This window comes from Xanthomonas sp. NCPPB 3569 (assembly GCF_041475645.2).
In the GTDB taxonomy this organism is placed as follows: Bacteria; Pseudomonadota; Gammaproteobacteria; order Xanthomonadales; family Xanthomonadaceae; genus Xanthomonas; species Xanthomonas phaseoli.
The window spans coordinates 1418836-1445428 of the sequence record NZ_CM192969.1 but is presented as its reverse complement, the minus strand read 5'-3'; the positions used below and the strand labels follow the sequence as shown (position 1 = coordinate 1445428).

The window sequence follows — 26593 nt, the reverse complement described above, 5'->3', positions numbered from 1 at the left end:
CGCCGGGGCGCAGCATTGCCGCGCCCCCGAATCGCCCTCAGCCTCACTTGTTGATTGGAGTCGTCATGACATCTCGCGTCGCATTGGTCACCGGCGGCACCGGCGGTATCGGTACTGCCATCTGCAAGCGCCTGGCCGACCAGGGCCACCGGGTCGCCAGCAACTTCCGCAACGAAGAAAAGGCCCGCGACTGGCAGCAGCGCATGCAGGCGCAGGGCTATGAGGTCGCCCTGTTTCGCGGCGATGTGGCCTCTTCCGAGCATGCGCGCGCGCTGGTGGAAGAGGTCGAAGCCTCGCTGGGGCCGATCGAGGTGCTGGTCAACAACGCCGGCATCACCCGCGACACCACCTTCCATCGCATGAGTGCCGAGCAGTGGCACGAGGTCATCAACACCAACCTCAATTCGGTCTTCAACGTGACCCGCCCGGTCATCGAGGGCATGCGCAAACGCGGCTGGGGCCGGGTGATCCAGATCAGCTCGATCAACGGGCTCAAGGGCCAGTATGGCCAGGCCAACTACGCCGCCGCCAAGGCCGGCATGCACGGCTTCACCATTTCGCTGGCGCGCGAGAACGCCGCCTTCGGGGTTACCGTCAACACGGTCTCGCCCGGTTACGTGGCCACCGACATGGTGATGGCGGTGCCGGAAGAAGTGCGCGCCAAGATCGTGGCCGACATCCCTACCGGTCGCCTGGGCCGGCCGGAAGAGATCGCCTACGCAGTGGCCTTTCTGGTTGCGGAAGAGGCTGCCTGGATCACCGGGTCGAACCTGGACATCAACGGCGGCCACCACATGGGCTGGTAACGTTTGCTGCAACTTTGCGGTGCAGCATGGATTTTGCTCAAAAACCATGCTGCGCAACATTTTTAATGTGTCCGCTTAAGCAAATAAGGCGTTTTGGCTGTTGCAAGCGCTGCTGCGGTGCGCCATCCTGCGCGCACTATCAGTGTGGGTGAACGTTCCATGGCCGGACTTCGCATCATCAAGAAGTATCCCAATCGCCGTCTCTACGACACGGAAATCTCCAGCTACATCACCATCGAAGATGTGCGCCAATTGATCATCGATGGCGAAGAATTCGAAGTACACGACGCCAAAAGTGGCGAAGACCTCAGCCGTGCAGTGCTGCTGCAGATCATCGCCGACCGCGAGCAGGACGGCGAGCCGATGCTCTCCACCCAGTTGCTGAGCCAGATCATCCGGTTTTATGGCGACTCGCTGCAGGGCTTCATGGGCAACTACCTGGAGCGCAGCATGCAGGTGTTCCTTGACCAGCAGCAGCAGTTCCGTCAACAGATGGGCAACCTGCTCGGGCAGACCCCGTGGGCGATGATGAATCAGCTGACCGAGCGCAACCTGGAGTTGTGGCAGGAGTTCCAGCGCAACTTCGGCGCCGGCTTCGGTCGCCCGGGTGGCCCTGGCACGCCGCCGAACCCACCCGGGGCGAGCGGCCTGGGCAGTGGCCCGATGGGAACCGGCACGCACGGCTCGGCCGGTGGCAACCACGGCACGACCGGCAAGGCCCGCAACCGCGGCTAAGGGCGCCAACACCACGATTTGGCAGCCACCCGGCAGATGCGGCCGGCGACCGGAATCCTCATGTACTCCTCGGACATTCCGGTTTCGCTGCGCCGACCATGCCACCTGCGGGTTGGTCGCGGCGTGGTGTCGACTGTTTCAATCGTCGGACGCTGCGCCAGCAGCGTCACGCTCCCAGGCGCAACCACTCAGTGGCTGGCCTGCTTCGTGCAGGCCGAGCAGATCCGCTCCACGTGGTAGCCGCGTGCACGCATACGCTCCACCACCCCGTCATTGCCCAGCAAATGCAGCGCACCGACCACTACCAGCGTGGTTCCGCTGCCTTTGCCGAGCCGCTGTTCCAGCCGCGGCACCCAGCGTGCATTGCGCTCGACATTGATGTCCTGATACAGCGCCGGATACTGGCGGCGCATGTCTTCGGCCATCTGCGTGGAGAGCGTCCGCACATCGCCATTGCGCCAGGCGGCGTGCAGCTGGCGTAGCTGGTCGGTGGCATCGGCCTCGTCCAGCGATTCCTCCAGCAGCTGATGCTGCTCGGTCGGCGACATGCCATCGAGCAAGGCGATTTGCTCAGCGGCGCGCTCCAGGCCGTCGGCCGGTTTGCCGCGCGCCTGCGCCTGTTCCATCAGGTAATGGTCCAGCCCTGCGTTCGGGTCCATGCCTTGCCGGGTCATCTCCGCCAGGCTGATCGTCAGTGCCACGAACCAGGGCTTGAGCGGCTGCAGGCTCGCCAGCGACATGCCGTACTTGCGGGCGTAGGCGCTCAGCGCCTGCCAGGTCTTCGCATCCAGCGAGTCCTGCAGCGTACGCCCGTCGGTGCGCCGTGCCGCGTGCAACATGCGACCGGCCAGCTCTGGCGATTGCGCATCGTCAGGCGGCAATTCGAACAGCAGGCGGTCGGCCTTGGCAAAGGCCTGCATGACATCCGGCGATAGCGGGTAGTCGCTGGGCTTGAGCACATGAAACGAGCCCAGCAGATACAGCGTGCCGCCCTTGCCATCGATCTTCCACAGCAGCGGCACCGGCGGGCCTGCCGGCACGTCGCCGGCATCGCGCGCCCATACCGGTACGAGCGCCCCGCTCCACAAGGTCAGGCCGAGCAGCGCGCCGCTGCACCAGGCGGCAATCCGTTTGCGCGTCGACAGTGTCCGTCGCCTGGTCACGAGGCTTCTCCGCACGTGTAGATGCCGCGCATGTCAGTGCGGCACCTTGTAGGCCTTCTCGCCTGCCGACACCGCCAGATCGATGCGGTTTTCCGGCGGCGGCAGTGGACAGGTGGCGAACGGGGTGAACGCGCATGGCGGGTTGTAGGCGCGGTTGAAATCGACCATCACATGCCCCGAGGCATCGGGCACGTCCAGATCCAGAAAACGTCCGGCCGGATAGCTGCCGTGGCCGCTGGTACGGTCGGCGAATACCACGAACATCGGCCGCCCCGGCTCGCCGATGGTTTCCAGTCGGTAGCTCTTGCCGTCGCGCTCGAACTCGATCGCGCCCGCGTTCGGCTGCTCGCTACTGATGCCGACGATGTCGACGATCGGGATGGTCTTGCCGACGGCGTTGGGCACATAGCGCGCGTTGATGCGCCAGGACGGATCCAAGGGCCAATAGTCCAGGCCAGCGAAGTGCGTGCGCGAGCTCGCGTCGGCATGCTTGACCCGTAGCGCATAGCGGTCGCCGCGATGGATCAGGCTCAACACGCCCTTGCCGTCGTCGAAATGGATCAGGGTGGGCTGCGGATCGCGGTCGGACTGGAAGCGGATCCGGCTGGTCAGCGGCTTGCCATCGAGGGTCAGCGCTGCGCCACGCTCGGGCACGAACCAGACCGCGTTGTTTTCGGTGGACACCATGCCCATCTTCGGCGGGCCTACCGCGAGTTTGATACCGCTGTCGGCGCTGCTGCCGATGTAATGCGCCTTCAGCGACAGCCAATGCAGGCCAACCAGGCTGGTCCAGCCATCGGGCGCGCGCAGTTCCTTCATCCGTGCTTCGCGCCAGGCGGCGGTGTCGGCCAGAAATGTCTTGTCGAGTGCGACCGGCGCAGCCGGCGGCGGCGCATCGCGCCCGCAACCGACCACCGCTGCTGCGACCAGCATGCCGAGCAGCCAGCCCTTCCCCCCATGCACTGCCATCAACGCCCCCTCAGGAACCAACGATCGATATCGCTCAGCGTAAACCGCGCCCAGGTCGGTCGGCCATGGTTGCACTGGCCCGAGCGTTCGGTGGCTTCCATATCGCGCAGCAGCGCGTTCATTTCCGGCACGGTGAGGCGGCGGTTGGCGCGCACTGCGCCGTGGCAGGCCATGGTGGAGAGCAGTTCGTCGCGTGCGCTGGCGATGCGGCGGCTTTGACCATGCTCGCGCAGATCGCCCAGCACATCGCGCAGCAGCGCCTCCGGCTCGGCATTGGCCAGCAGCGCGGGAATGCTGCGCACGTGCAGCGACTGCGGGCCGGCGCGGGTAATCTCGAAACCGAGCATGGCCAAGGTCTCCGCTTCGCGCTCGGCGGTGTCGGCTTCGCGCTCGCCCACCGCCAGCGTGATCGGCACCAGCAACGGCTGTGCGTGCAGGCCGATGCTGTCGTGCGCGTTTTTTAGCCGCTCATAGCCGATGCGCTCATGCGCCGCGTGCATGTCGACCACGATCAAACCTTCGGCGTTTTCGGCCAAGATGTAGATGCCGTGCAGTTGCGCGATGGCATACCCGAGCGGCGGCACACCGCTGTCTTCTGCAGTTGCCGGCAATCCGGTGCCGGCCATGCTCGGCATGCCTGCCGATTGCTGCGCGCTGCTCGGCGGCGCCGCATACAGCGCGCTGTAGGCGGCGCGGGCCTCGTCCACACGCAGTCCCAAAGGCGTTTGCGAAGGCGTCCAGCTGGCGTAGCCATACGTGCCATTGCCGCTGCCAGATGTGCTGCCATCACGCGGGGCGCCGCTGCCAGCGAGACTGCCCATTCCTCCGAACGTGCCGCCCATGTCGGTGGCGCCTTCGCTACCGATGCTGTTCGGGGTAACGCCGGCACGGGTGTGCGCCAAGGCATCCTGCAAGGTGCGATAGACGAAATCATGGATCAGCCGCGCTTCGCGGAAACGCACCTCGTGCTTGGCCGGGTGCACGTTGACGTCCACGCGCGCCGGGTCCAGCTCCAGAAACAGCACATAGGCCGGCTGCCGGCCATGGAACAGCACATCGCCGTAGGCCATCTTCACCGCATGCGCCACGCTGCGGTCCCTGACCGACCGGCCGTTGACGTAGAGATATTGCTGGTCGGTGCTGGCACGCGAGTAATGCGGTTGCGCCACCCAGCCATGCAGGCGCAGGCCGGCGCCACTGTGGTCCACGCGCAAGGCCTGACGCGCAAAATCGTCGCCCAGCGTTTCGCCCAGCCGCGCGTCCGAATACAGATCGCCCGGCTTGTAACGCCGCGACGGCTTGCCGTTGTGCGAGACGCGCAATTCCACATCCGGCCGCGCCAGCGCCAACGAACGCAGCCACTCTTCGATGTGGCCGAGTTCGGTGCGTTCGGCACGCAGGAATTTGCGCCGCGCCGGCACATTGAAGAACAGTTCGCGCACTTCGACGGTGGTGCCTGGCGCGTGCGCACGCGGAATCACCTCGCCCAGGCGGCCGCCGTCGATTTCCAATGCAAAGCCGTGTTCGGCGTCGGGGCGACGCGAGATCAGGGTAAAGCGGCTGACCGAGGCGATCGACGGCAAGGCTTCGCCACGAAAACCAAGCGTGGCGACGGTTTCCAGGTCGTCCAGCGAAGCGATCTTGCTGGTGGCATGCCGCGACACCGCCAGCGGCAGTTCGTCCGGGGAGATGCCGCCACCGTTGTCGCGGATACGGATCAGCCGGACGCCGCCTTCTTCGAGCTCGATATCCACGCGCGTGGCACCGGCATCGAGCGCGTTTTCGACCAGTTCCTTGACCACCGATGCGGGCCGCTCGACGACTTCGCCGGCAGCGATCTGGTTGATCAGAATCTCGGGCAACTGGCGGATCGCCATCAGCGCACGCTCCCGTGCGGCACGCGCGAAACGCGGTAGATCGGCGGTGTGACAGGCAAGACAGACGTCGGCACGGCAATCCGGCGGCGCCAGGCGCCGTCATCAAGGAATCAGTGCGGAATGATAGCCGAGCGGGTCAGCGGCTGCCGCCGGCCACGGTGCCCACTGCATCGGCTTCGGCCTGCGCACGCGCGGCGAACAAGGTACCTGGCGGCGGTTGGCGGGTAAAGAAGGTATCGATGCCGTCGAGCACGGCGCCGGCAATCTTGCGTTGGTAAGCGGGATCGATCAGCCGGCGTTCTTCATCCGGATTGGAGATGAAGGCGGTTTCCACCAGCATTGCCGGCATGTCGGAGGTGCGCAGCACCGCGAAGTTGGCGCGCTCCAGTTGCGGCTTGTGGTTGTTGCCGATGCGCTTCAACCCCCCAAGCACGTGGCCGGCGGCATCTTCGGAAGCCTTCATGTGTCCGCTCTGGGCCAGGTCCAGCAACACGTTGGCCAGGGTGCTCTCGGTTTGCTGCAGGCGCACGCCGCCGACCAGATCGGCGGCATTTTCCTTGTCGGCCAGCCAGCGCGCACGTTGCGACGAGGCTCCCTTGGTCGACAGCACATACACCGAGGAGCCGGTGGCGCTGCGGTTTTCGGCGGCGTCGGCGTGGATGGAGATGAAGATGTCGGCCTTGGCGGCGCGGGCTTTTTGCGCACGCATCGGCAACGGAATGAACACGTCGGTATCGCGGGTCAGGTAGGCCTTCATGCCCGGCGTGGCGTTGACCTGGCGTGCCAGTTCACGCCCCACCGCCAGGGTGACGTCTTTTTCGCGCTTACCGGTGGGGCCCATGGCACCCGGGTCCTGGCCGCCGTGGCCTGGGTCGATCGCCACGATCAACGGCCGCATGCCCGGTGCCATCTTGATCCGCGACGCTTCGCTTGGCAGCACCGGGCGCGGCGGCAGGTCGTCGTCGCCTTCGGCAGCCACGCTGCTGACCGCATTGTTGGGGACGGTTGCTGCGGCATTACCGGAAGGTGCGCCCATCGGTGCCCTGCCGCCATTCAAGATGGCAGCTGCAGATGCACTGCTGCCCGCCACTCCCGCTCCGGACGCTACGTTGGCGTTGACGTTGGCGTTGGTCACTGAAGCACGGTTCGGCGCGTTGCCGGCGACGCCGGTCGGCGCTGGTGCACTCGCGGAGGTAGCAGGCCGAGGCGTCGGCACACCGGTGGCGACAGTGGTCGGCACCGGAGCCTGGGTAACGGTGGGCATCGCCGATGCCGGCACAGGCGGTGCAGGCGGCGGAGTCGACGGCACCGACGAGGCCCGTTGCGCAGACGCAGCCAAGGCGGCAGTTGCGCGTGCAGCTTCGGCCTGCGCATTGAGCGGACGCGGCGCCGGCACTGCCGTTGGTGCAGCCGCGGCAACTGCGGAGGCCGCCGCCGGCGTCGGATCGCCTGGCCATTCGATCACCAAGGTCGACACGCTACCCAGCGTCTGCATCTGCGGCTTGAGCGGCGTAACCGGCGTTGCCAATTCGAACACCACACGGAACGTGCCAGGCACCGGCTGACCGGTGCGCACCGAGGTCACCAATCCGGCAGCGGGCGGCAGCTTGAGACCACGCACGCCCGAGGACTCGGGAAAATCGACAACCAGGCGCGTCGGGTTCGCCAGCGACAGCGTATTGAAGCCGCCGCTGCCGGCCAGCTGAATTTCCGCGCGGGTTCCGGTGGCTCCGGTACTGACGCCAACACCCGTGATTTCACCGGCCCAAGCAGCAAAAACCGCCAGGCTCAAGCTGGCGGTCAGGGCGGAAAGGCAGAACTGGCGAATCCCCGGTGTCATGGCGCTGGATTCAAGCATCCAACTGTGTGAATTGCAAGGCAATTTCCCTTAATAATCCATAACCTGGCGTTCATTCTTCTCGTGAGGAAGCAAAAAGGGCCTGCAACTGGGGCTGCTGCGACAAGCTTTCCATCCAGGCATGCCCGATCGCACTGCGGCCCAGCAACCGAACGCTGCGGCCTTCGCCAGCCACGGCCAGCTCGACATCCAGATCCACCGGCGGCAGCACCCCAGCACCGCGTTCGGGCCATTCGACCAGCCACAAGCTCGCACTGCCCTCGTCGAGCCCGAGGAAATCCAGCTCGCCGGCATGGCCAATGCGGTAGAGGTCCAGATGCCAGGCTTCATCGCCGGTTGCCAGCGGATAGCGTTCGACCAAGGTGTAGGTGGGGCTGCGAATCGGCCCGGTGACACCGAGCGCACGCAGCAGCGCGCGCGCGAGCGTGGACTTGCCCGCGCCGAGGTCGCCATGCAACTGCGCCACCGCGCTGGCCGGTCGCACTGCGGCCAGCGCTTGGCCCAGGGTTTCGGTGGCCTGCACGCCGTGCAGTTGTCCGTTGAGGTCGATCATGCAATGGCTCCAGCGTTGGAGAGGCGGCGCAGCTCGGGAAGCAGGTCGGTGGGCAGCAGGCCGCGCTCGCCCGCGTGCGCTGCCGCATCGCCGGCACAGGCGTGCAACAACGCGCCAAGGCTGGCGGCATCGAACGGCGAGAAGCCCTGCGCCAGCAATGCCGCGATGACGCCGGTCAACAGATCGCCCATTCCGCCGACCGCCATGCCGGGATTGCCGGCGTCGATGATGCGCGGCAGATGACCTGGCGAGGCGACCACGGTGCCGGCGCCCTTGAGCACGACCACTGCGTCGTAGCGTTTTGCGAGTGCCGCAGCAGCGGCCGGACGATCGCGCTGAATCTGTCGGGTCGAAAGGCCCAGCAGACGGCCGGCTTCGCCCGGATGCGGCGTCAAGATGCGCGGACCACGCGCTGCAACGTCGTTGGCGGCCAGCAGATTCAGCCCATCGGCATCGATCACCATCGCCGTAGCGGCGCCCAGCGCTGCGCGCCACAACGCCTGCGCCCAGGCGTCCTGCCCTAGCCCGGGCCCGAGCGCGACTGCATCTGCGGCCTCGGCCAATGTGGCGATGTCGTCGTCGGCCTGCATGGCACGCGCCATCGCTTCCGGGCAGCGCGCCAACAGTGGCGTGACATGCTCGGCGCGCGTCGCGACCTGCACCAACCCGGCGCCGCTGCGCAACGCCGCTTCGGCGGTCAGCATGATCGCGCCACCGCTGCCGAGATTGCCGCCCACGCACAACACCCGCCCGGATTCGCCCTTGTGCGTGTTACGACGACGCGGGCGCAACTGCGCCGCCAGGGCATCGCCATTCCAGCCGTGGGCGGCTGGTGCGAGCCCGTCGAATGCCGAAACCGGCACCTCCAGCGACGCCACTTCACGCTCGCCGGCATGTTCCAGCGCATCGCCGGTGTAGAGCCCCAGATGCGGCACGATGAACTGCAAGGTCAGTGCTGCGCGTACCGCCGCACCGAAGGCCACCCCATGGTCGGCATCGATGCCGCTGGGCACATCCAGCGCAAACACCGGCACGTCCGCCGCGTTGATGGCGTCGATCAACCCGGCAGTTGCATCGTCCGGTGCACGATTCAGGCCGATGCCGAACAGCGCATCGACGATCACATCGGCCTGCGCCAGCGGATACGGAAACAATTCGATTGCACCACCGACGGCGAGGTAGTCGGTACAGGCGCGCTGCGCCAGGTCCGAGGCGGGGCCGTGTTCGGGCAGGTGCACCACACGGACCTGACGCCCTGCGCGGTGTGCCAGACGCGCCAGCACATAGCCGTCGCCGCCATTGTTGCCGGTGCCGCAGACCACCACGATGCGGCGCGCCTGCGGCCAGCGCTCCAGCAACCACTGCCAGGCCGCCTGCCCGGCACGTTGCATCAGGGTGTAGCCATCGCCGCCGAGCAGCGTGGTGGCCTGCGCATCGAGCGTGCGCGCGGCGGCAGTGTCGTAAAGAGCGAGCGGTGCGTACATGCCGGGAATTCTATACTTGTCGGCATGTCTGCCGCCCTTGCCCGCCCCGACCCTGCCGATGCCGCTGCGCGCATTCGCGTGCTTGCGCGCGAAGCAGGCTTTCAACGCTGCGGCATTACCGGCATCGAACTGGGCGAGGATGAAGTGCATCTGCGCAGCTGGCTGGCAGAAGGCCTGTACGGAACCATGCACTGGATGGCCCAGCACGGCGACAAACGCTCGCGCCCGCAGGAACTGGTTCCCGGCACCCTGCGCGTGTTGTCGGTTGGCATGGATTACGGCCGCAAGGACGACACCGAGGCCTGGAACACCTTGCACGACGGCAACCGCGCCTATGTGGCGCGCTATGCGCTGGGGCGCGACTACCACAAGCTGATGCGCAACCGTCTGCAGAAGCTGGCCGAGCGCATCCAGGGCGAAATTGGCCAATTCGGTTTCCGCGTATTCGTCGATTCGGCGCCGGTGCTGGAGCGCGCATTGGCACGCAATGCCGGCTTGGGCTGGATCGGCAAACACACCTGCCTGATCGATCGCAACGGCGGTTCGTGGTTCTTTCTCGGCGAGATCTACCTCGACCTGCCACTGCCGATCGATACGCCCGCGACCGCGCATTGCGGCACCTGTACGCGCTGCATCGATATCTGCCCGACGCAAGCCATCATCGCGCCCTACCGGCTGGATGCGCGCCGCTGCATCGCCTACCTCACCATCGAACACGATGGCGCAATTCCCGAAGACATGCGCAAGCCGATCGGCAACCGCATCTTCGGCTGCGACGACTGCCAGCTGATCTGTCCCTGGAACAAGTTCGCCAAGCGCACTGACGAAGCCGATTTCCGCGCCCGCAACGAGCTGGATGTGGCGACGCTGCCGCAGCTGTTCGCCTGGAACGAAGGCGACTTCCTGCGCCGCACCGAGGGCAGCCCGATTCGCCGCAGCGGACACGAGCGTTGGCTGCGCAATATTGCCGTGGGCCTGGGCAACGCGCCTGGCACGCCAGAGGTCCTGGCCGCACTGGAAGCGCGTCGCCACGACGACTCGGCGCTGGTGCGCGAACACGTTGGCTGGGCGCTGGCGCAACACGGTCTTTGATCCGCGCAGGCCACTTGTGAGCGTGGTTCGCATGCGGCAGTTGCGGCCTGCACGCGCTTGCGTTGGCCAACGGTGCGGCACCGTTGGCATCGGCATTCGCCAGCCAATCACCCATGACCGTCGTCGCTACGGGATAATGCAGCGATGGCCGACCGCAACGAACAGATCCTCACTCCCAGCCAGCTCAATTCGCTGGCGCGCGACCTGCTGGAAGGCAGCTTCCCGTTGGTGTGGGTAGAGGCCGAACTGAGCAGCGTCACCCGGCCCTCGTCGGGACATCTGTATTTCACGCTCAAGGATGCGCGCGCGCAGATCCGCTGCGCGATGTTCAAGCCCAAGAGCACCTGGCTGAAATTCCAGCCGCGCGAAGGCCTGCGCGTGCTCGCGCGCGGGCGCCTGACCCTGTACGAAGCGCGCGGCGACTATCAGCTGGTGCTCGACCATCTGGAAGAAGCCGGCGAAGGCGCGCTGCGTCGGGACTTCGACGAACTGCGCGCGCGCCTTGCCGCCGAAGGCCTGTTCGATGCCGAACGCAAGCAGGCACTGCCTGCGCATGTGCAGCGGCTGGCGGTGATCACCTCGCCCAGCGGCGCGGCGGTACGCGATGTGCTCAGCGTGCTGGCGCGGCGGTTTCCGCTGCTGGAAGTGGACCTGCTGCCCTCGCTGGTGCAAGGCGACAGCGCTGCCGCACAAATCACCTCGCTGCTGCAACGCGCCGATGCCTCCGGGCGTTACGACGTCATCCTGATCACCCGCGGTGGCGGCTCGCTGGAGGATCTGTGGGCCTTCAACGACGAACGCCTGGCACGCGCGATCGCCGCCGCGCAGACGCCGGTGGTGTCTGCCGTGGGCCACGAGACCGACTTCAGCCTGAGCGATTTCGTGGCCGACGTGCGTGCGCCCACGCCCTCGGTCGCGGCCGAACTGCTGGTGCCCGATCAACGCGAGCTGCTCGCGCGCGTGCGGCGTGCGCAGGCGCGCATGACCCAACTGCAGCAACACGCCTTGGGCAACGCGATGCAACGCGCAGACCGGCTGGCACTGCGGTTGCGTGCGCAGAGCCCGCAGGCGCGCTTGCAACTGCTCCATCGCCGCCAGGAAGAGGCCGGCCGCCAGCTGCGCGCGCGCATGATGCACGTGCTCGAACGCTTGCAGGCACGTGTGCAGCGCGGGCAGACGCAGCTGCAATCGCACAACCCGCAACGCCATCTGGCCGGCTTGCAGCAACGCCTGCGGGCACTGCACCCGCAGGCGGCGATGCAACGCCGCCTGCAGCATGATCAGCTGCAATTACGCAGCATTGCGCGCTCGCTGGAAGCGGTCAGCCCGCTGGCCACGGTCGCGCGCGGCTACGCCATCGTGACCCGCCCTGCCGACGGCAGCGTGGTGCGCAGCGCCGCTGAGGTGGTCACCGGCGAACGCCTGCGCGCGCAGCTGGCCGATGGCAGCATCCAGGTGCGTGTGGAGTCTGGCGAAAGCTGACCGCACGCCGTGCGCAGCACTGTCGTTCCGGCGGCAATGCCGGCGCTGGGCGCTGACATGCACTCGTCGACGGTGCCCATTGCACGCAGTGACACTAGGCTCTGCGCGGCGCGAGAGTGCGCCCTCGAAACACGCCGCAAGGTCGGGCGAATCCGCGATTTCGCTGAAATAGGCTCGCCAGCCGCGCTTCAGCGTCGGGCACCTTCGTTTGTTGAAGGTGCTCAGTGCCAAGCATTGCTTGTCGATCAACCGCTCCGGAAAAGGTTATGCAACGCTTGGCTGGTTGCAAGCGGCATCAGGAACGACTCGTTGTCTGCGCGATCGGCGTCTGCGCTGCGTGCTGCCAGCCCTCCATCAACAGATTGGCCAGCACCACCGGGTCGTGATCGAAGTGATGCCCACCCGGACGTGCCAGCACCTGCACGCCACGTGCGCGCAGCTCCGGGCACAGCGTGTCTTTTTCTTCGTTACCGTAGATGCATTGCAGGCGGTGCGCGTCCAGCGCCTGGATGGCCGGTTCCACATCGCGCTCGGCGTCGTTGTGCCAGCCCAGCCAGCCACCGACGCGGACCTTGAAGTCAGCCTCGTGCCCCAGGCCGAGCAGGCTGACGAACTGCACCGAGGCGCGTTGCTGGGGCGACAGTTCCGGATAGGCGAAGGGCAGCACATCGGCACCGAACGAGTACCCGACAAGGGCGACGTGTTGGATGTGCCAGCGCTGGCGATAGCTGGCGATCACCCGGTCCAGATCCGCACCAACTTGTTGCGGCGTGCGGCTGCCCCAGAAGTAGCGCAGGCTATTCCAGCCCACTACCGACACGCCCTGCTGCTGCAATTGCGCGGCAATGCCTTTGTCCAGCTCGCGCCAGCCACCATCGCCGGACAACATCACCACCAGACGGTCGCTGCCGGGAGCGTGCAGTTCCACCAGCGGCAGATCGCCCAGGCCCTGCGACTGCGCAGCCAGGAAGTGCCCGCGCGTGGCCGCGGCGATCTGCATCGGGCTGGATGCGTCGGCCAGATCGTCCAGGAAGCCCTGACTGGCATTGGGCAGATCGCGCGAACATGCCAGACCTGGATCCTGGCTGCCGGCATCGGCAACCACCGCGCCGCCCAGCACGTCGGGCGCGGCCGAAGCCACCGCCTGGCGCGCCATCACCGCGCCGTCGCCCTGCCCCACCAGCACCGGCGGCAGGAACGCATCGACATGTTCGGCGCGCAACAGTTTCTTGCCCAGTCGCTCGGCGTCGTCGGCCAGCGAGCTGCAGGCGGCTTGGTGCGAGCGCACGCGTTCGCGGTACTTAGCGGTGTCGACCACCGCCACCAGCGCGCCATCGTTGCTCAGCAGGTCGGCCAGCTTCTGGCCGTCTTGCGGATGATCGCTGTCGGGCAGCAGGATCACCATCGCCTTCGGCGTACCCTCCGGGCGAATCACTTCGACCGAACCGTAATGCCCAGCCGTATTACTGTCCTGCAGATGCCGCGCCACGGCATAGCCGCTGCCGCCGATCAGCAGGATCGCAATCACCCAACGAAACATTTTGATCCCCATGCCCATGACGGCAGTCCCTTGATAGCGGTTGCGATTTGACCACAGCAGACACGACCGGTTTCACCGCGAATGCACGCGGTGTTCGTTGCTGTTAAGCCAACTGAATCCCAGCTATTGCGCATAGCGCCTGGTCAGCGCAGCGCGTGCCTGCCGGCGCCCACTGCAACGCGAAGGACCGGGAGCCGACGCCGCGCAAACGTCCGCTCCTGGTTTGTCGCCTTGGGAACGTTGTCGGATGGAAGTAGCGCAATCCAAGTGCGGTTCACACACTCGACTCCCAAAGGCGCTTGCGCGATTGCAGCGCTCTTCCGGCCGTGTTCCTTCCTCGAACAAGAGAGATGCCTCGCTTGTGTAGCCGCGCGCCTCCGCCGACTTTGTCGGAGTGAACGCCTTCCGCCGTGACATCGCAGGACGCAGGGCCGAGCCGAACGCGTTCACGGCGACGGCGACGGCGACGGCAAGCCTAATGTTGCAGTCACACCGGACGCGAGCAATGCGCCCACGCGCCACCGGTCGTCGCTAGATTCCGCGTGCCACGCGAAAGCCGATACGGGCGCTGGTAGTGTCCGAGTCCTGCGACTGCCGCCAGGCCGCACGTGTCTGTTGCGGCGAATTGGCCCAGCTGCCGCCACGGATCATGCGTTGCCGGCAGCCCGGGTTGTACCAGGCCGCGCCATCGGCCGGTGCACGGCGGTAGCTGGCGTGCCAACAGTCGGCCACCCATTCGCTCAGGTTGCCGCCCATGTCGTGCAACCCCCAGGCGTTGGCGCGAAAACTGCCGACCGGCGCCGGGCCCCAAAAGCCATCGCCGTAGCCGACGAAGCCGTTGTTCCAATGCCGGCCGCTGCGCGAAACGTCGTTGCCGCCGGTGAAGTTGCCGGCGTCGGCCGGCGGCGAGCCCGCGTTGCCCCACGGGTAACGTCCGGTAGTGCCGGCACGCACCGCATACTCGAATTCGGCCTCGCTGGGCACGTGGTAATGGCGGCCGGTCTGTTCCGACAGCCAGGACGCATACGCTTCGGCGTCGCGAATGCTGACGTGCATCACCGGGCTGTTGGGCGCGGCCTGGGCGCCGTTGTAGTCGGACTGCCAGTCCACCCCGCTGCGGCGGATGAAGTTGCCGCTGCGCTCGTCGTAGACCACCGAATGCCCACGCCGGGTGGCACGCGGGCGCGCGCCGGTGGCGTCGACGAACTGGCGGAACTCGGCAACCGTGACCTCGGTGATCGACAACGCGAAGCCGCGTGCGAAGCGCACGTAATGGGCGGGGCGCTCGTTGTCGGAAGCGCCCGGTTCGGCATCGCCGGCGCCCATCTGGAATGCGCCATGCGGCACCACGATCATCTGCGGCCCGCGCCCGCCGACCTTGAGCCCGTCGGTGAACACCTGCCCGGGCCGGAAGCTGCCGTAATGGGTGGCCAATTCCAGCCGGCGGCGCAGATCGCCGGCCACCGCATCGCCGGGGTCGGCAATGCGCAGCACTTCGGCAAGTTTCTCGCCGGCCGCCTTGAGCCCGCGCGGCGAGGTCAGATCGTGCAGGCCGGCGTCGTGCAACGCGGCGATCTGCGCCCGGCGCACGCGTTCCACCCGCGCGCGTGCATCGGCGATGGTGGGCGCACGCTCGCGTACCTGCCCGGCCATCTGCAGCCAGTAACGGGCACCGATGAAGTCGCTCGCCTGCGCCGCCTGTTCGGCGCGCTCCAGCAGGCCGCTTTCCACGGCGGCCAGGCCCTGTCGGGTGCGCGGGTTGTCCGGATCCAGTTGCGCAGCGTCGCGAAAATTCACCAGCGCGCCATTGCCGTCTTCGCCCAGCCGCCCGCCGCGCAGGTCGTCTTCGCCGGCGCGGTTGAACGCCAGCACGCGCTGCGCCGTTTCCACCTCGCGCTGCAGTGCGCGCACCTTCGGGTCCTGTGGCGCCAGAGCGAGCGCGACGAAGGCCACTTCACGCGCCTGCTCCAACGCGTCGTCCTGGCGCTCGGTTTGTTCGATCAGCGCTGCGCCGCGTTCGAGCAACCGGCCACGCGCCTGCTCCAGGCCACGCCGGCTGGCTGCATCCTTGCCACCGGCGCGCTGCTGGATCGCCAGATACAACGGGATCGCATCGCCGGCATCGCGATACAGGCGGTCTTCCCGCAATGCCTGGTCGGCGCGCTTGCGCACCTGCGCCAGGGGCTCGTCGCCCAGGTCCACCACCGGCGCTTGCCATTGCGCCACGGTTTCGGCGGATTCTTCGCCACCGATGGAAACGTTCGGCTTGCTCGGCACGGCGGCAGGCGCCGGTTGCGGCGCGACCGCAGGTGCGGGCGTCGGCGTGCGCGAACAGGCGCACAGGCCAAGCGCGGCCAACAAAACAAAGCGAGCAGCGCTCGGGCGGGCGTGGCCGGTGCGCATGAACCCAAGCGTACGCATGCTGGATGTCGCTTCCGCACCGCGGCCGCGCCCGCCTGCTGGCTGCGCAGGCGTTTTGCCAGCCGCTCTGGGCGCGACCATTGCCCACGCTGCCATCCGGTCACCGCACTCACCCACCACCTGCTCCTTCCAGTGCTCTGCCGCACGACAGGCGATCGCGACGTTAGGCTATTCTGCGCGCTCTGCGCAAACCCTTGCCGCCGACGGAAATCACGTGCCCCATTGGATCACCCACCCCTCCGAGCTGACTGACCGCCTGCAGGCAGCGCGACCATCGCGTATCGGCCTGGATACCGAATTCATTCGCGAACGCACCTACTGGCCGCAGTTGGCCCTGGTGCAGATGGCCATCGGCGATGAGATCCTGCTGATCGACCCGCTGATCCCGGGCATGAATGCGGCGCTCAAGGAGTGGTTGACCGCCACCGACATCGTCAAGGTGATGCATAGCGCCAGCGAAGACCTGGTCACGTTCAAATGCGCGTGTGGCGCCTTGCCGCGGCCGTTGTTCGACACCCAGATCGCCGCGGCGCTGGCCGGTGTCGGCGGTGGCATGGGCTACCAGAAACTGGTGAAGGAAGTCACCGGCACCTTGCTGACCAAGGGCGAAACACGCTCGGACTGGATGCGTCGCCCGCTGTCGCCGGCGCAGCTGGAATATGCCGCCGACGACGTGCGCTATCTGTTTGCGATCCACGACGAGCTCACCCGCCGCCTCGCCGAGCAGAACCGGCTGGAGTGGCTGGCCGAAGACGCCGACCGCCTGCTCGCCACGGTGGAGCACGACGATGGCGAGCGCTGGCCGCATGTGAGCCTGCGTGCCGCACAGTTCTTGGAACCGGCAGCGCAACGCCGGCTGCTGCGCCTGCTGCGTTGGCGCGACCTGCAGGCACGGCAGAGCGATCGCCCGCGCAGCTGGATCCTGGACAACGAACTGGCCAGCCAGCTGGCGCGGTTTCCACCCGCCGATCCGGAAGCCTTGCTGCGGCAGTTCGATAAATTTCCCAAGGCGCCGCGCAAGCTCGCCAACGCGGTGTGGGATGCACTCAACACCCCGCTTCCGGACGAAGAGCACGCGCCGCTGGCGCAGGCCGCCACCGACGGCAACAAGGCCTTACTCAAGCGGCTGCAAGACACGGTGGCGCAACGTAGCCGCGAACTCGGCTTGCCGGACGGCCTGCTGGCCTCGCGCCGCCACCTGGAAACCTTGATGGAACAGCGCAGCTGGCCTGCGGCGCTGGGCCAATGGCGCCGTGCCCTGCTTGAAGCACAGCTGATGCCGCTGCTGGACAATACTGCAGCGTAGGATCGCAGCGGTTTTGGCGCGCCAGAGCCGGCAGCGATGCTGGCTCTTCATTAGATGCGGGCGAGCGGTGCCGAACTGGCGAAGGCCGCCTGACGAGCAGCATGGAATGCGCGAGGACGTCGCGCAGCGCCTGCGTCGCGGCGACTTCACTACCGGTCGCGTACGCGCAGCGGCAATGCCGGCATGCTCTGTGCCCAATCACATCACTCCTCGTCCTGCTCCGCCCAGCGCGCCAGGTTCTGCCGGATGCGGTCCATGTCTGCCCAAGGGTCCTTGCGCCGACGGCGCAGCTTCTCCGGGACATCGCGCAAGGTGAACGCATCGGCGCGCTGCAGCTTGGACAGGTCCGACCACGCCAACGGCAACGCAACTGGCGCCCCCGGACGACCACGCAAAGAATAGGAAGCAACTGCAGTGGCGCCACGGCCGTTGCGCAGGTAGTCGACGAAGATGCGCTTGTTGCGCAGCCGCTTGGTGGCTGTGGCAATCAACCGCTGCGGCTCGGCCTGCGCCAGGGCATCTGCAAATCCCTTGGCGAAACGCTTGGTCACCTCCCAGTCGCAGCCGGGATTCAGGGGCACCACCACGTGCAACCCCTTGCCGCCGGAGACACGCAGGAACGATTCCAGCTCCAGCTGTGCCAGCAGCTTGCGGATATCGTTGGCCGCACGTTTGACCTCGGCAAACGGCACGTCCGGGCCAGGATCGAGATCGAACACCACCCGGTCGGCCACATCCGGGCGATCCGCATGCGAGCCCCAGGGATGGAATTCCAGCGCATTGAACTGCACCAGTTCCAACAACCCGGGCGCGTCTTCGACCACCAGGTAATACGCGTTGGTGCCGGTCTCTTCGGTCAGCTTGACCGAGCTCACGCGCTCCAGGCCTGCGGTATGGTGCTTCTGGAAAAAACACGGTTTTTCGGCACCGCTGGGGCAGCGGATGATGGACAGCGGCCGTCCTACGATCTGCGGTAACAGGTGATCCATCACCGCCTGGTAGTAGTCCCAGACATCGCGCTTGGTCGCGCGGATATCCGGGTAGATCAACTTGGTCGGGCTGGACAGCGTGGGTAGCGCAGCCGAGGAAGGTGTGGCAACCGCAGATTTGCGCGCAGGCGCTGTTGCTCGCGTCGCTGCACGTTTGGGCGCCTGGGTTGCGGCGTCTTTGGCAGCACGTTTGTTTGCCGCACGCTTGGCAGACGACGATGCAGCCGGGCCGGCTCCTGCATCGCTGTCGGCCAGATCGGCAATGCGTTTGTCCGGGCGAAGCGCCTTGAACGAGGCCTGGCGCAACAACTGTTGCCCCCCAATGCCGCGATAGAACACCTCCACCACAAAGCGCGGCGCAAACCAGGTGGCGCCGCGCAGGTCGGTGTCTTCGGTGGGAATGTGCGCGGTAGGCTTGCGCCCGCCACCTTCCAGTTGCCGGATGACTTCACGCATCAGGTCATCGGAGAACCCGGAACCCACACGGCCCACGTACAACCAGCCATGCACCGGGTCCGGCGTGGCCAGCAACAGCGAGCCGAAGCCGCTGCGGCTGCCCTTGGGCGCGGTGTAGCCGACCACCGCATAGTCCTGACTGGCCAGTTGCTTGGTCTTGCGCCAATCGTCGCTGCGCCCGTCGCGATACGGGCGATCCGCGCGCTTGGAAATGATGCCTTCGAAGTGCTGTTCGCCGGCCACCCGGAACGCCTCGGTGCCATCGCCTTCAACGTGCGAGCTATAGGCCAGATGCGTGTTGGGTGCAGCCTCCAGCACCTGCTGCAACAGCTGCTTGCGTTCGCGCAACGGCGCCTCGCTGATGTCCACCCCGTCCACGTGCAACAGATCGAACACCGCCAACGCCAGCGGCACCTGGCGCTCGCCGGACAAGGTGGCCTGCAGCAGGTTGAAGTCGTCCTTGGTGCCGCGCCCGGCGATCAATTCGCCATCGAGTTGCGCGCTGCGCAGGCCCAGCGACTGGATGGCATCGGCAATTTCCGGTGTCTTGTCGGTCCACTCCAATGCATTGCGCGACCACAGCCTTACCTTGCCGTCGGTCACAGTGGCCAGGATGCGGTAACCGTCCCATTTGATTTCGTGCAGCCACTGCGTGCCTTCGGGCGGGGACTGCCCCAGCTTGGCCAGCTGCGGCGCGAACGGCGCATCCTCCATCTCGGCGCGACGTGCATTACTCAACGCCAGCGCCTGCTTCGCCCAGGTACCACGCTTTTTCGCCACCGGCGCAGGCACGGTCGTCAGCGCCTTGCGCTGGGTCTTGCCGGCGCCTGCGCGGCGTACATCGTCGGCAGGCGCGGCAGCGACGTCGGCCAGTAGGTCGTCGGCCTCCAACGTGCCGGCGTAGGCATCGTCTTCTTTAAACAGCAGCCACTGCGGCTGCCGCGCGGGCTTGCCCGAGCGCACCAGATGCCAACCGCCCTTGAGCTTGTTGCCGAACAACTCGAAGCGCAGATGTCCCTTGGCCAACTGCGCTTCGGGGTCGCCCGCCGTGGCCCACACGCCATGGTCGAACTGCGCCACGTGCCCGCCACCGTATTCGCCCTTGGGAATCTCGCCTTCGAAACTGGCGTAATCGACCGGGTGGTCTTCCACCTCCACCGCCATGCGCTTGACCTTGGGGTCGTAACTTGGCCCCTTCGGCACCGCCCAGCTCTTGAGCGCATCGCCCAACTGCAGGCGAAAATCGTAATGGCGACGGCTGGCGTGGTGCAGCTGCACCACGAAGATCGCACGCTGCCCCGGCGGCAGGGCCTTGCCCGGCTCCGGCTCGCGGGTCTTGTCGAAGCTGCGCTTGCGGCGGTATTCGCTCAGGCTCATGGCAGACCTTCCGCTTACTTGCCCAGATGCTGGCGTACGCTGGCGGCCATTGGCCCCACCTTCTGCACCGCCGCGCGCAATTCATCGGCACTGACGCCCAGAGTCTTGGTCCAGTACTGCAGCTCATAGGCTTCATTGACGTTGATGCGGTCACGGTCTGGCGAACCGACGTTGCGTTTGTCGTCACTCATGACATGCTCCTGTATCGTCGTGGTCGGGTCTGCTAACGTGAGCCGTCGGCCCAGCAGCACCCGTAGCGACAATGCGAAAGCGTTCGAACAGGCGTCGTGAAAGGCCTGTTCACGCCATGTGCAAGCCCCTGTTGCATAACGGCCGCTCCGGGCCACATGCCATAATGCCGCGCGCCCTACGGGCGGCGTGTCCACTCTTATTCCGAGGCCATACCTCTGTGAGCAATACCTCTTCGAAACTGGATTCCATCGCGCAAGCCAAGGCCAAGCTGCTGGACGAACTGCAGAAGCTGGAAGAACAGGAGAAAACCGAGCGCGCGAGCGAGGCATCCTCTGCGCATGCCACCATCGTTTCCCTGCTCGAGCAGTTTGCCGGTCACTTCAACACCAAGCAGCGCAACGACATTGCCGCTTACCTGGGCACCACTGCCGCGCGCAAGGAAGTGGTCAAGAGCGGCCGCAGCGAAGTGAAGCCCAAGTACGAGCTGCCGCACACCGGCGAAACCTGGTCCGGTCGTGGCCGCACGCCGAAGGCGTTCGCTGCCTGGGAAGGTTCGGTGTCGTACAAGGAATGGAAGGCGAAGAACCCGGACCTCAAGTTCCCGCTGGTTCGCGAGTAAGGCCAACACCCGCACGATCGTGCCGCCTGGCACCGTCGGCCGCGTCCTTCGCTTGGCGAACCGCGCGGCTTGTGGGTAGAATCGTCGCACGTGGGGCGGTAGCTCAGCTGGTAGAGCGTCGCGTTCGCATCGCGAAGGTCGAGGGTTCGATCCCCTTCCGCTCCACCATCTTGCCGTCCTAGACGGTGCAAACGAGGCCAGAAAGCACTGTGACATAAGGCTTTCCGGCCTTTTTTGTTTCCGAGGTAGTCTAGCCGAGACCGCGCAAATCCGGCGGTATCTGGCGGTAATTTTGGCGGTAGCTGGGGCATCCCCTAACCTGTTACCGCCAAGGAGCTACCATGCCTCTCACCGATACCACTATTCGTAGGACGAAGTGTCTCGCAACGCCTCAGAAGCTGCGCGACGGCAACGGCCTGTATCTGCTACTACGACCCGACGGCGCACGCTGGTGGCGCTACGACTACCGCCGCCCGGTCACCGGCAAGCGCAACACCCTGTCATTCGGCACCTACCCCGAAGTGAGCCTCGCAGATGCGCGGGAGAAGCTGGCGGAAGCGCGTCGGCTGCTCGCGGCCAAGGTAGACCCAGGCGAACAGCGGAAGGCCGTCAAGGCCGCTGGGGAGGCCGCCGCAGCGAACAGCTTCGAGGTCATCGCCCGAGAGTGGTTCTCCAAGCAGCAGAAGGATTGGAGTTCCCAGTACGCGGACAAGATCATCCGCCGCTTGCAGAGCGACATCTTTCCCTGGATCGGCAGCAGCCCCATCGCAGCCATTACCGCCCCGGAACTGCTGAAGCACTTGGAGCGGATCGAACAGCGAGGCGCCATCGAGACCGCTCATCGAGCCTTGCAGACCTGCGGCGCAGTCTTTCGGTACGCAGTGCGTACTGGCCGGGCCGAAGCCGATCCTACAGGTGCATTGAAAGGAGCGCTGACTCCCTGGCGATCCATGCCGTTCGCTGCTGCCACCACATCGGAGGAAGCTACGGGCGTGCTGCGGAAGATTGACATCAGCACCAGTCGGCCAGTGGTCAGGAGTGCCCTGCGACTGGCACCGTTGCTGTTCGCCAGACCCGGCGAGCTTGTCCGCATGAGGTGGGCGGAACTGGACCTCGACGCCGGACAGTGGCGCTACTTCGTGACCAAGACCAAGCGCACCCACATCGCCGCCCTTTCGACTCAGGCTGTGGAAATCCTGCGCGACCTATACCCTCTTACCGGACGCGGCGAGTTCGTTTTCCCTGGTGGGCGGGACCCTCGCAAGCACATGTCGGGAAATGCCATCCTCGTAGCCGCCCGCCGCTGCGGCATTGAGAAGGATGAAAGTACCATCCATGGCTTCAGGCACATGGCAAGTACGCTGCTAAACGAAATGGGGGGCTGGACGCCGGATGCCATTGAGTCGGCGCTAACCCATAAGATGCCAGGAGTTCGCGGCATTTATAATCAAGCGCAATATTTGGACGAGCGTCGAAAGATGATGCAAGCATGGAGTGATTACATACAGATAATCAGACTCGGAAGTGCGCCGCTCTTATTCAAGGGAACCGCTTAAGGAGTTGCGAAGATGCAGCAAACGATAAACTTGAACCAATCACTCTATATGCGCTGGTATGAGGAATATAGGGAGCGCCGCTACCTTCAGGAGCAAAGCGATGAGGTAGTAGCTCAGCGTGCCCGCGACCTCATATCGAACATACTGACCCTGGAATCTAACGGAAAGATAGGTTGCGTCCAAGGCAACGTGCAATCAGGCAATTTTCTGTGGCGCCTCTTCTCTCACCTTCTTGAAGAATCACGCCTCAGAACAGGGTCGTATCAAGGCCTATTCATTAAATGCGGAATCAAAGAGACCTTAGCCCCGAAGCCGACCGCACCTGTTAGTCCCGCATCAGAGGCAATCTTGTCTCTTTTTAAAGAAAAGCCAAAGCATCGCTATCTCTTTAAGTTTGGCGAAAGGAAATGGATGCAGGAGTTGGTAGACGAAGGAAAACTCCGAGTATCCCCCGCCTCCTTTTACAACGATGATTCTTTAGCTCCAGCGATCGCAGATGACGAGCTTTCTTACGACCTGGCTGGAGATGCCTTTGATGAGGAGATACTTTCTCTTGATCCATTCAAGACTAGGCTCATTGACTCCTTTGGTCCTGTAACACCGAGGCCGCAAAAAGTCGTCATGCAGACGAATTACTATGCGTGGTGCGCAAGCTTTGGCATGAGCCTACGTCTATTCGACGACTTCAATGCTGATTCGTTAGTGGTAATCCGCGATGTAGGCGAATACTCACGGAGGCTGATACAGGCCCTTCGTCCTCATCTTGGTGGCTGGCGATTCGTTCCATGCGCAGTTCATTACTTCGATCCTTTTCACCCCTCAAAAAAGACGAAGAGCGTTTTTGCCTGCAAGCATTTCAAGTACCTCTATCAGGAGGAGTTTCGCTATGTATTTATCCCTACAAGCCCAATAAAGACCCTTCCTCCAATTCACTTAAATCTTGGCCCACTAAAGGACATTGCCGAACTTATCCACAGGAGCTAGCACTCCATAGGCGCACCCGCCCACAGCCGTCATCTGTATCATTTTAAATTTCAATGCGCCGAGGAAATCCTCACGATTGCAAAGGCTATAAGTGCTGCCACGAGAAGACCCATAACCAACTGCACCACAACCAAGTGCCAGGGCTTTTTGCCCAACCTCAATGTCAGCCTACTGGAAAGGGTGCTAATTGCACCAAGTGCAAACATGATAAGTGGGAGTGCAAGCAGTGTTCCCATGATTGACCTCGAAAAATCTGGCGACCCGTGTAGGTTTCGGCGCAACAAGATTAATTACCTGGATTGCCGATGCACTGGAATTCAATCGTCACGCGCCTTGATCCGCAGTTTCCGAAGCCTCGGCGTGACAAACACTCGGCACTCTGCGATCCGAACGGCTCCGCTCCCTTATAGCCCCAGTTTTTGCACTTCTGCTCGGCAAGCTGCACGGCCTGCTGCTCGCTCATGTCGGGGCGCTGAAACTCATTGCGCTCATACGAAAGCGCTACCACACCATCCGCGCGACTGGCTTTGGTCACAAGCCAATCTGCATGAGTAGCACACGCACTGAGAAGAAGCGCGGCCCCGGCAACGCTGCAAAACTTCAACTTCATCGTTGGTCACCTTGTTCTGGACTTGTTGCACTGAGCGGGCGCTCCGCGCTCAATCGAATGATAGGCCCATCTCGCCTTTAATGTCACTCATAGAGGGTGAATTCATAGGGCGTGGCCCGATAAAGGGCGCATCGGCATCGTTCTCCAATGCTGGAGGAAGCGATGCCCACCGATCCGCGCGCCATGTTCGGACTGCGACTAGCCGAAGTTAGACGAGCCCGAGGACTTTCCCAAGAACGCCTCGCACTAGAGAGCGGGCTCGCACGCAGCTACCTGGGTGGCGTCGAGCGCGGGCAACGCAACATCGCGCTCCTGAACATCTACCGCCTTGCTGATGCTTTGGGCGTTCCTCCAGCCTCACTACTGGAGCCTCCATCTCAGGAAAAGTCAACCTAAGAGCCCTTACCTAGCTCCGTTAACCACCTGATTTTTAAAGGAAGCTCATTTCGGTACCCCTATAGGACACAACGCTGTCCTAGACGCGCTTGACTTCGGCACACGGAACAGACTCACCGGCATGATGCCGACTAAGTTATGCGCGTCTCCCGCGACTCGAATAGGAGGCCAGCAATGAACTATGACGCCGCACTTGAGCGATTCAGGTGCACCCCTCAACAGCATCTACTTATCAGCTATGTTCGGCTCGCTGACGCTTTGCAGCCCAGAGTGACCCGCATAGTTCCAATTCGCGACAAGGGCCGGATCGAGCAGGGCCGCGAGCAGCACATCGCCACCCTTCGATTAGCGCTAGAAGTATCGGAACAGACACAACTTGACCCTGTGTGGATAGCGGATATCGGGCACGCAGAGTCTGTGGCCCCCGGCTTGTACCTCGTAGACGGACACCATCGCCTAACTGCCTATAGACAGGCTGGTCGAGACACAATTCCCGCGAGTATCTTGCCGATGGACTGGCATGCGGCCGTCGCCGTCTCGAAGATGGTGAACTGCACTGGCAGATCACTCGCCCTCCACAAAGAACAATGCCGAGATGCCGCTTGGCAGTACCTTGCAATCCTGACGCAACGAGGCGCCAACGAGCTTCCAAAGGGCGAATCGTTACGCTCTATCGCAGGCCGATTCGGCATCAGCAAGAACACCGTCGGCAGCATGGTGACTTATCTGCCCCGCGTGGTCCCAACGGAGTTCAATTCACTGTCGATTGACCCCGGCACTGGCTGGCCGAGGTGGCGATACGTGCGGGAAGCCAACAGCCCATGGCAGACAAGCTTGCCCAGTACCGAGCAGCAGCAGTTAGACCGGGATGCGGAGAAGGTCGCGCGCAGTATCGTCAAGCTGGTGGATGGCTCATCCCCAGCCGTGCGCGCCAGAGCACTTGAGATGCTGGCGAACGACGAGGTGAATGCCACAGATCAACTCGCATCGGTGGATCTTCTTGCTCACTTCAGCCCACCACCATACCGCCCTGTCCCAATTGGGACACCCGCTGTCCCAGCGCAACCGGCACATCTGGACAACTGACAGCCCAAGCCTGACTTGACCGCCCTGCCGGCGGGAGAAGAAAAAAGGTTTTCGCTGCGAAATTACGCGGCAGTCACTTCAACCATCCAAGGCCCAGCCGCCCCCATGCCGCCCCCTCCAGGGAGGCTGCCCTACGGCAGGCACCACACCAACCTAAAGGCTTGCTGCAACCTCATGCAGCGGGCCTTTCTCATTTCAAGGAAGCCATGACGACTCAACCACAGACGACGCTGCCATATCATTTCATGCGCTTGCCCGAGGTCATCGCCACCGTCGGCGTGAGCAAGTCCACGCTCTATGCCTGGGCCGCTGCGGGCAAGTTCCCGAAGCCAGTACAATTCCCCGGTGGCAACATTGCGGCATGGGTCTCCACAGAAGTGGCCGCATGGATGAGTGCAGCGGTAGACGCACGCAATGGTACGCGGGGCCTAGCCGCATGAGCTTGGCGGTAACTATGGCGGTAACAGCACTCACCGCATCGGAAATACTTATTGCATTACAGCTACTTGCAGGTATTATTCGGGAGCCTTCCGCCCATCGAGTCAAACGCACGAGCCCTGGAGACGTCATGTTTCCGGGGCTTGCGCGTTTTTAAGGCCCGCGGGTGACCTTCGGTGCAGGCCGGTCGGTCGCCGTGGCGTGGGGATCACGTCGCGCGCGCTAAGGTCCGGCTTCACTCCACAGCGGACCCACCCCATGAGCAAGCAAGGCCAACAACCCGATGACGTCGCCGACGATGCGCACGGCGTGACCGAGAGCCAGCAAGACCGCAAGCACGACGATGCCGCCAAGCAACTCCCGGGCCAGGAAGATCTGAAGGTGCACGACGAGCAAAGCCGTCGCCCCACTGGCAAGGCTGGCCAGGGAGAGTAAGCCGTCCAACCTGCTGCCTGGCACCGGGCAGCGTTGCGGCAATGTCGATGCGGCGAACCTCCATGCGGCGAACCTCCATGCTGCATCGTCGCCGGGGCGTTCCATCCTATCCTGCAGCTGAGAACGCTGCGTCCGCGGGACCGGAATCGGGCGCCGACCAGCCACGCCG

General features: G+C 64.6%; 23 protein-coding genes, 1 tRNA gene and 2 other RNA genes. 14 read left to right on the top strand and 12 right to left on the bottom strand.

The annotated features are described in order from the left end of the window. Window positions 1–65: 65 nt before the first annotated feature. The 3 genes from ACCQ03_RS06225 (at window position 66) to ACCQ03_RS06215 (ending at window position 1676) form a co-directional block, all read left to right on the top strand. Window positions 66–806 (top strand): beta-ketoacyl-ACP reductase, encoded by a 741-nt coding sequence (locus ACCQ03_RS06225; protein WP_017159201.1) that lies wholly within the window; start codon window positions 66–68, stop codon window positions 804–806. A 159-nt stretch (window positions 807–965) separates the two neighbouring features. Next, window positions 966–1541, top strand: a complete 576-nt coding sequence (gene phaR, locus ACCQ03_RS06220; RefSeq protein WP_209227607.1) for a polyhydroxyalkanoate synthesis repressor PhaR — start codon at window positions 966–968, stop codon at window positions 1539–1541. 60 nt (window positions 1542–1601) lie between these two features. Beyond that, window positions 1602–1676, top strand: a non-coding RNA gene (locus ACCQ03_RS06215) — sX9 sRNA. 53 nt (window positions 1677–1729) lie between these two features. On the opposite strand, the gene ACCQ03_RS06210 is transcribed toward ACCQ03_RS06215, so the two are convergent. The 6 genes from ACCQ03_RS06210 to ACCQ03_RS06185 form a co-directional block, all read right to left on the bottom strand. Beyond that, window positions 1730–2704: a TraB/GumN family protein gene (locus tag ACCQ03_RS06210; protein ID WP_057679765.1), complete on the bottom strand. Its 975-nt coding sequence runs from the start codon at window positions 2702–2704 to the stop codon at window positions 1730–1732. 33 nt (window positions 2705–2737) lie between these two features. Further along, window positions 2738–3673 carry a DUF1684 domain-containing protein gene (locus ACCQ03_RS06205; protein ID WP_057679764.1) on the bottom strand — a complete coding sequence of 312 codons (936 nt, stop codon included), beginning with the start codon at window positions 3671–3673 and terminating at the stop codon, window positions 2738–2740. Further along, on the bottom strand, window positions 3673–5550 hold the full coding sequence (mutL, locus tag ACCQ03_RS06200; protein ID WP_209227605.1) for a DNA mismatch repair endonuclease MutL: 1878 nt from the start codon (window positions 5548–5550) through the stop codon (window positions 3673–3675). The genes ACCQ03_RS06205 and mutL overlap by 1 nt, the downstream gene beginning before the upstream one ends. A 136-nt stretch (window positions 5551–5686) precedes the next feature. Then, window positions 5687–7390, bottom strand: coding sequence for an N-acetylmuramoyl-L-alanine amidase (locus ACCQ03_RS06195; RefSeq protein ID WP_209227603.1), 1704 nt, complete (start codon window positions 7388–7390; stop codon window positions 5687–5689). A gap of 70 nt (window positions 7391–7460) precedes the next feature. After that, entirely contained in the window at window positions 7461–7961 is a 501-nt protein-coding gene (tsaE, locus tag ACCQ03_RS06190) for a tRNA (adenosine(37)-N6)-threonylcarbamoyltransferase complex ATPase subunit type 1 TsaE (RefSeq protein ID WP_209227601.1), read from the bottom strand. Next, the gene (locus ACCQ03_RS06185) at window positions 7958–9445 is read right to left on the bottom strand and encodes a bifunctional ADP-dependent NAD(P)H-hydrate dehydratase/NAD(P)H-hydrate epimerase (RefSeq protein ID WP_057678710.1); all 1488 of its coding nucleotides are present in this window, start codon (window positions 9443–9445) and stop codon (window positions 7958–7960) included. Before ACCQ03_RS06185 ends, tsaE begins: the two co-directional genes overlap by 4 nt. 24 nt (window positions 9446–9469) lie before the next feature. Between ACCQ03_RS06185 and queG the strand changes: the two genes are divergently transcribed. Next, window positions 9470–10537 (top strand): tRNA epoxyqueuosine(34) reductase QueG, encoded by a 1068-nt coding sequence (gene queG / locus ACCQ03_RS06180; protein WP_057678709.1) that lies wholly within the window; start codon window positions 9470–9472, stop codon window positions 10535–10537. 144 nt (window positions 10538–10681) lie between these two features. Next, entirely contained in the window at window positions 10682–12019 is a 1338-nt protein-coding gene (gene xseA, locus ACCQ03_RS06175; RefSeq protein ID WP_057678708.1) for an exodeoxyribonuclease VII large subunit, read from the top strand. Window positions 12020–12314: 295 nt separating this feature from the next. On the opposite strand, the gene ACCQ03_RS06170 is transcribed toward xseA, so the two are convergent. From ACCQ03_RS06170 to ACCQ03_RS06160, 3 genes are all read right to left on the bottom strand, one after another. Then, complete coding sequence (locus ACCQ03_RS06170; RefSeq protein WP_057678707.1) at window positions 12315–13577, bottom strand: virulence factor; 1263 nt, start codon at window positions 13575–13577, stop codon at window positions 12315–12317. Window positions 13578–14090: 513 nt separating this feature from the next. Then, window positions 14091–15920, bottom strand: coding sequence for a formylglycine-generating enzyme family protein (locus tag ACCQ03_RS06165; protein ID WP_087944871.1), 1830 nt, complete (start codon window positions 15918–15920; stop codon window positions 14091–14093). After that, a non-coding RNA gene (locus tag ACCQ03_RS06160) (sX9 sRNA) lies at window positions 15912–15980 on the bottom strand. The genes ACCQ03_RS06165 and ACCQ03_RS06160 overlap by 9 nt, the downstream gene beginning before the upstream one ends. Before the next feature lie 214 nt (window positions 15981–16194). Here ACCQ03_RS06160 and rnd point away from each other — a divergent pair. After that, window positions 16195–17286 (top strand): ribonuclease D, encoded by a 1092-nt coding sequence (gene rnd / locus ACCQ03_RS06155; protein WP_057678705.1) that lies wholly within the window; start codon window positions 16195–16197, stop codon window positions 17284–17286. Window positions 17287–17489: 203 nt separating this feature from the next. Here rnd and ligD read toward each other — a convergent pair whose 3' ends face one another. Next, window positions 17490–20108 (bottom strand): DNA ligase D, encoded by a 2619-nt coding sequence (ligD, locus tag ACCQ03_RS06150; protein ID WP_209227599.1) that lies wholly within the window; start codon window positions 20106–20108, stop codon window positions 17490–17492. Window positions 20109–20122: 14 nt separating this feature from the next. Beyond that, the gene (locus ACCQ03_RS06145) at window positions 20123–20299 is read right to left on the bottom strand and encodes a DUF3606 domain-containing protein (protein WP_017156156.1); all 177 of its coding nucleotides are present in this window, start codon (window positions 20297–20299) and stop codon (window positions 20123–20125) included. A 218-nt stretch (window positions 20300–20517) separates the two neighbouring features. Between ACCQ03_RS06145 and ACCQ03_RS06140 the strand changes: the two genes are divergently transcribed. From ACCQ03_RS06140 to ACCQ03_RS06125, 4 genes are all read left to right on the top strand, one after another. Beyond that, window positions 20518–20919, top strand: coding sequence for an H-NS histone family protein (locus ACCQ03_RS06140; protein ID WP_003485983.1), 402 nt, complete (start codon window positions 20518–20520; stop codon window positions 20917–20919). Window positions 20920–21011: 92 nt separating this feature from the next. Then, window positions 21012–21087, top strand: a tRNA-Ala gene (locus ACCQ03_RS06135). Between the two features lie 173 nt (window positions 21088–21260). Further along, complete coding sequence (locus ACCQ03_RS06130; protein ID WP_057678703.1) at window positions 21261–22475, top strand: tyrosine-type recombinase/integrase; 1215 nt, start codon at window positions 21261–21263, stop codon at window positions 22473–22475. A 12-nt stretch (window positions 22476–22487) separates the two neighbouring features. Continuing rightward, complete coding sequence (locus tag ACCQ03_RS06125) at window positions 22488–23459, top strand: hypothetical protein (RefSeq protein WP_158011217.1); 972 nt, start codon at window positions 22488–22490, stop codon at window positions 23457–23459. 286 nt (window positions 23460–23745) lie between these two features. Here the strand turns inward: ACCQ03_RS06125 and yecR are convergent, their stop codons facing one another. Further along, window positions 23746–24069, bottom strand: coding sequence for a YecR family lipoprotein (gene yecR / locus ACCQ03_RS06120; RefSeq protein ID WP_065628148.1), 324 nt, complete (start codon window positions 24067–24069; stop codon window positions 23746–23748). A 147-nt stretch (window positions 24070–24216) separates the two neighbouring features. On the opposite strand from yecR, the gene ACCQ03_RS06115 reads away from it, so the two are divergent. The 4 genes from ACCQ03_RS06115 to ACCQ03_RS06100 all read left to right on the top strand — a co-directional run bounded on the left by ACCQ03_RS06115 (window position 24217) and on the right by ACCQ03_RS06100 (window position 26424). Further along, a complete protein-coding gene (locus tag ACCQ03_RS06115; RefSeq protein WP_309546623.1) occupies window positions 24217–24465 on the top strand; it encodes a helix-turn-helix domain-containing protein in 249 nt (82 codons plus the stop codon). A 174-nt stretch (window positions 24466–24639) separates the two neighbouring features. Beyond that, window positions 24640–25551, top strand: coding sequence for a ParB N-terminal domain-containing protein (locus tag ACCQ03_RS06110; protein WP_209227597.1), 912 nt, complete (start codon window positions 24640–24642; stop codon window positions 25549–25551). 206 nt (window positions 25552–25757) lie between these two features. Further along, the gene (locus ACCQ03_RS06105) at window positions 25758–25991 is read left to right on the top strand and encodes a helix-turn-helix transcriptional regulator (protein ID WP_244664086.1); all 234 of its coding nucleotides are present in this window, start codon (window positions 25758–25760) and stop codon (window positions 25989–25991) included. Window positions 25992–26247: 256 nt separating this feature from the next. Beyond that, the gene (locus ACCQ03_RS06100; protein ID WP_057678701.1) at window positions 26248–26424 is read left to right on the top strand and encodes a hypothetical protein; all 177 of its coding nucleotides are present in this window, start codon (window positions 26248–26250) and stop codon (window positions 26422–26424) included. Window positions 26425–26593 lie beyond the last annotated feature (169 nt).

Bases quoted from the DNA above. Each gene is read 5' to 3' on its own strand.
- ACCQ03_RS06225 (WP_017159201.1), top strand. From the start codon at position 66: ATGACATCTCGCGTCGCATTGGTCACCGGCGGCACCGGCGGTATCGGT.
- phaR (WP_209227607.1), top strand. From the start codon at position 966: ATGGCCGGACTTCGCATCATCAAGAAGTATCCCAATCGCCGTCTCTAC.
- ACCQ03_RS06205 (WP_057679764.1), bottom strand. From the start codon at position 3,673: ATGGCAGTGCATGGGGGGAAGGGCTGGCTGCTCGGCATGCTGGTCGCA.
- mutL (WP_209227605.1), bottom strand. From the start codon at position 5,550: ATGGCGATCCGCCAGTTGCCCGAGATTCTGATCAACCAGATCGCTGCC.
- ACCQ03_RS06195 (WP_209227603.1), bottom strand. From the start codon at position 7,390: ATGACACCGGGGATTCGCCAGTTCTGCCTTTCCGCCCTGACCGCCAGC.
- tsaE (WP_209227601.1), bottom strand. From the start codon at position 7,961: ATGATCGACCTCAACGGACAACTGCACGGCGTGCAGGCCACCGAAACC.
- ACCQ03_RS06185 (WP_057678710.1), bottom strand. From the start codon at position 9,445: ATGTACGCACCGCTCGCTCTTTACGACACTGCCGCCGCGCGCACGCTC.
- queG (WP_057678709.1), top strand. From the start codon at position 9,470: ATGTCTGCCGCCCTTGCCCGCCCCGACCCTGCCGATGCCGCTGCGCGC.
- xseA (WP_057678708.1), top strand. From the start codon at position 10,682: ATGGCCGACCGCAACGAACAGATCCTCACTCCCAGCCAGCTCAATTCG.
- ACCQ03_RS06170 (WP_057678707.1), bottom strand. From the start codon at position 13,577: ATGGGCATGGGGATCAAAATGTTTCGTTGGGTGATTGCGATCCTGCTG.
- ligD (WP_209227599.1), bottom strand. From the start codon at position 20,108: ATGAGCCTGAGCGAATACCGCCGCAAGCGCAGCTTCGACAAGACCCGC.
- ACCQ03_RS06145 (WP_017156156.1), bottom strand. From the start codon at position 20,299: ATGAGTGACGACAAACGCAACGTCGGTTCGCCAGACCGTGACCGCATC.
- ACCQ03_RS06130 (WP_057678703.1), top strand. From the start codon at position 21,261: ATGCCTCTCACCGATACCACTATTCGTAGGACGAAGTGTCTCGCAACG.
- ACCQ03_RS06125 (WP_158011217.1), top strand. From the start codon at position 22,488: ATGCAGCAAACGATAAACTTGAACCAATCACTCTATATGCGCTGGTAT.
- yecR (WP_065628148.1), bottom strand. From the start codon at position 24,069: ATGAAGTTGAAGTTTTGCAGCGTTGCCGGGGCCGCGCTTCTTCTCAGT.
- ACCQ03_RS06115 (WP_309546623.1), top strand. From the start codon at position 24,217: ATGCTGGAGGAAGCGATGCCCACCGATCCGCGCGCCATGTTCGGACTG.
- ACCQ03_RS06110 (WP_209227597.1), top strand. From the start codon at position 24,640: ATGAACTATGACGCCGCACTTGAGCGATTCAGGTGCACCCCTCAACAG.
- ACCQ03_RS06105 (WP_244664086.1), top strand. From the start codon at position 25,758: ATGACGACTCAACCACAGACGACGCTGCCATATCATTTCATGCGCTTG.
- ACCQ03_RS06100 (WP_057678701.1), top strand. From the start codon at position 26,248: ATGAGCAAGCAAGGCCAACAACCCGATGACGTCGCCGACGATGCGCAC.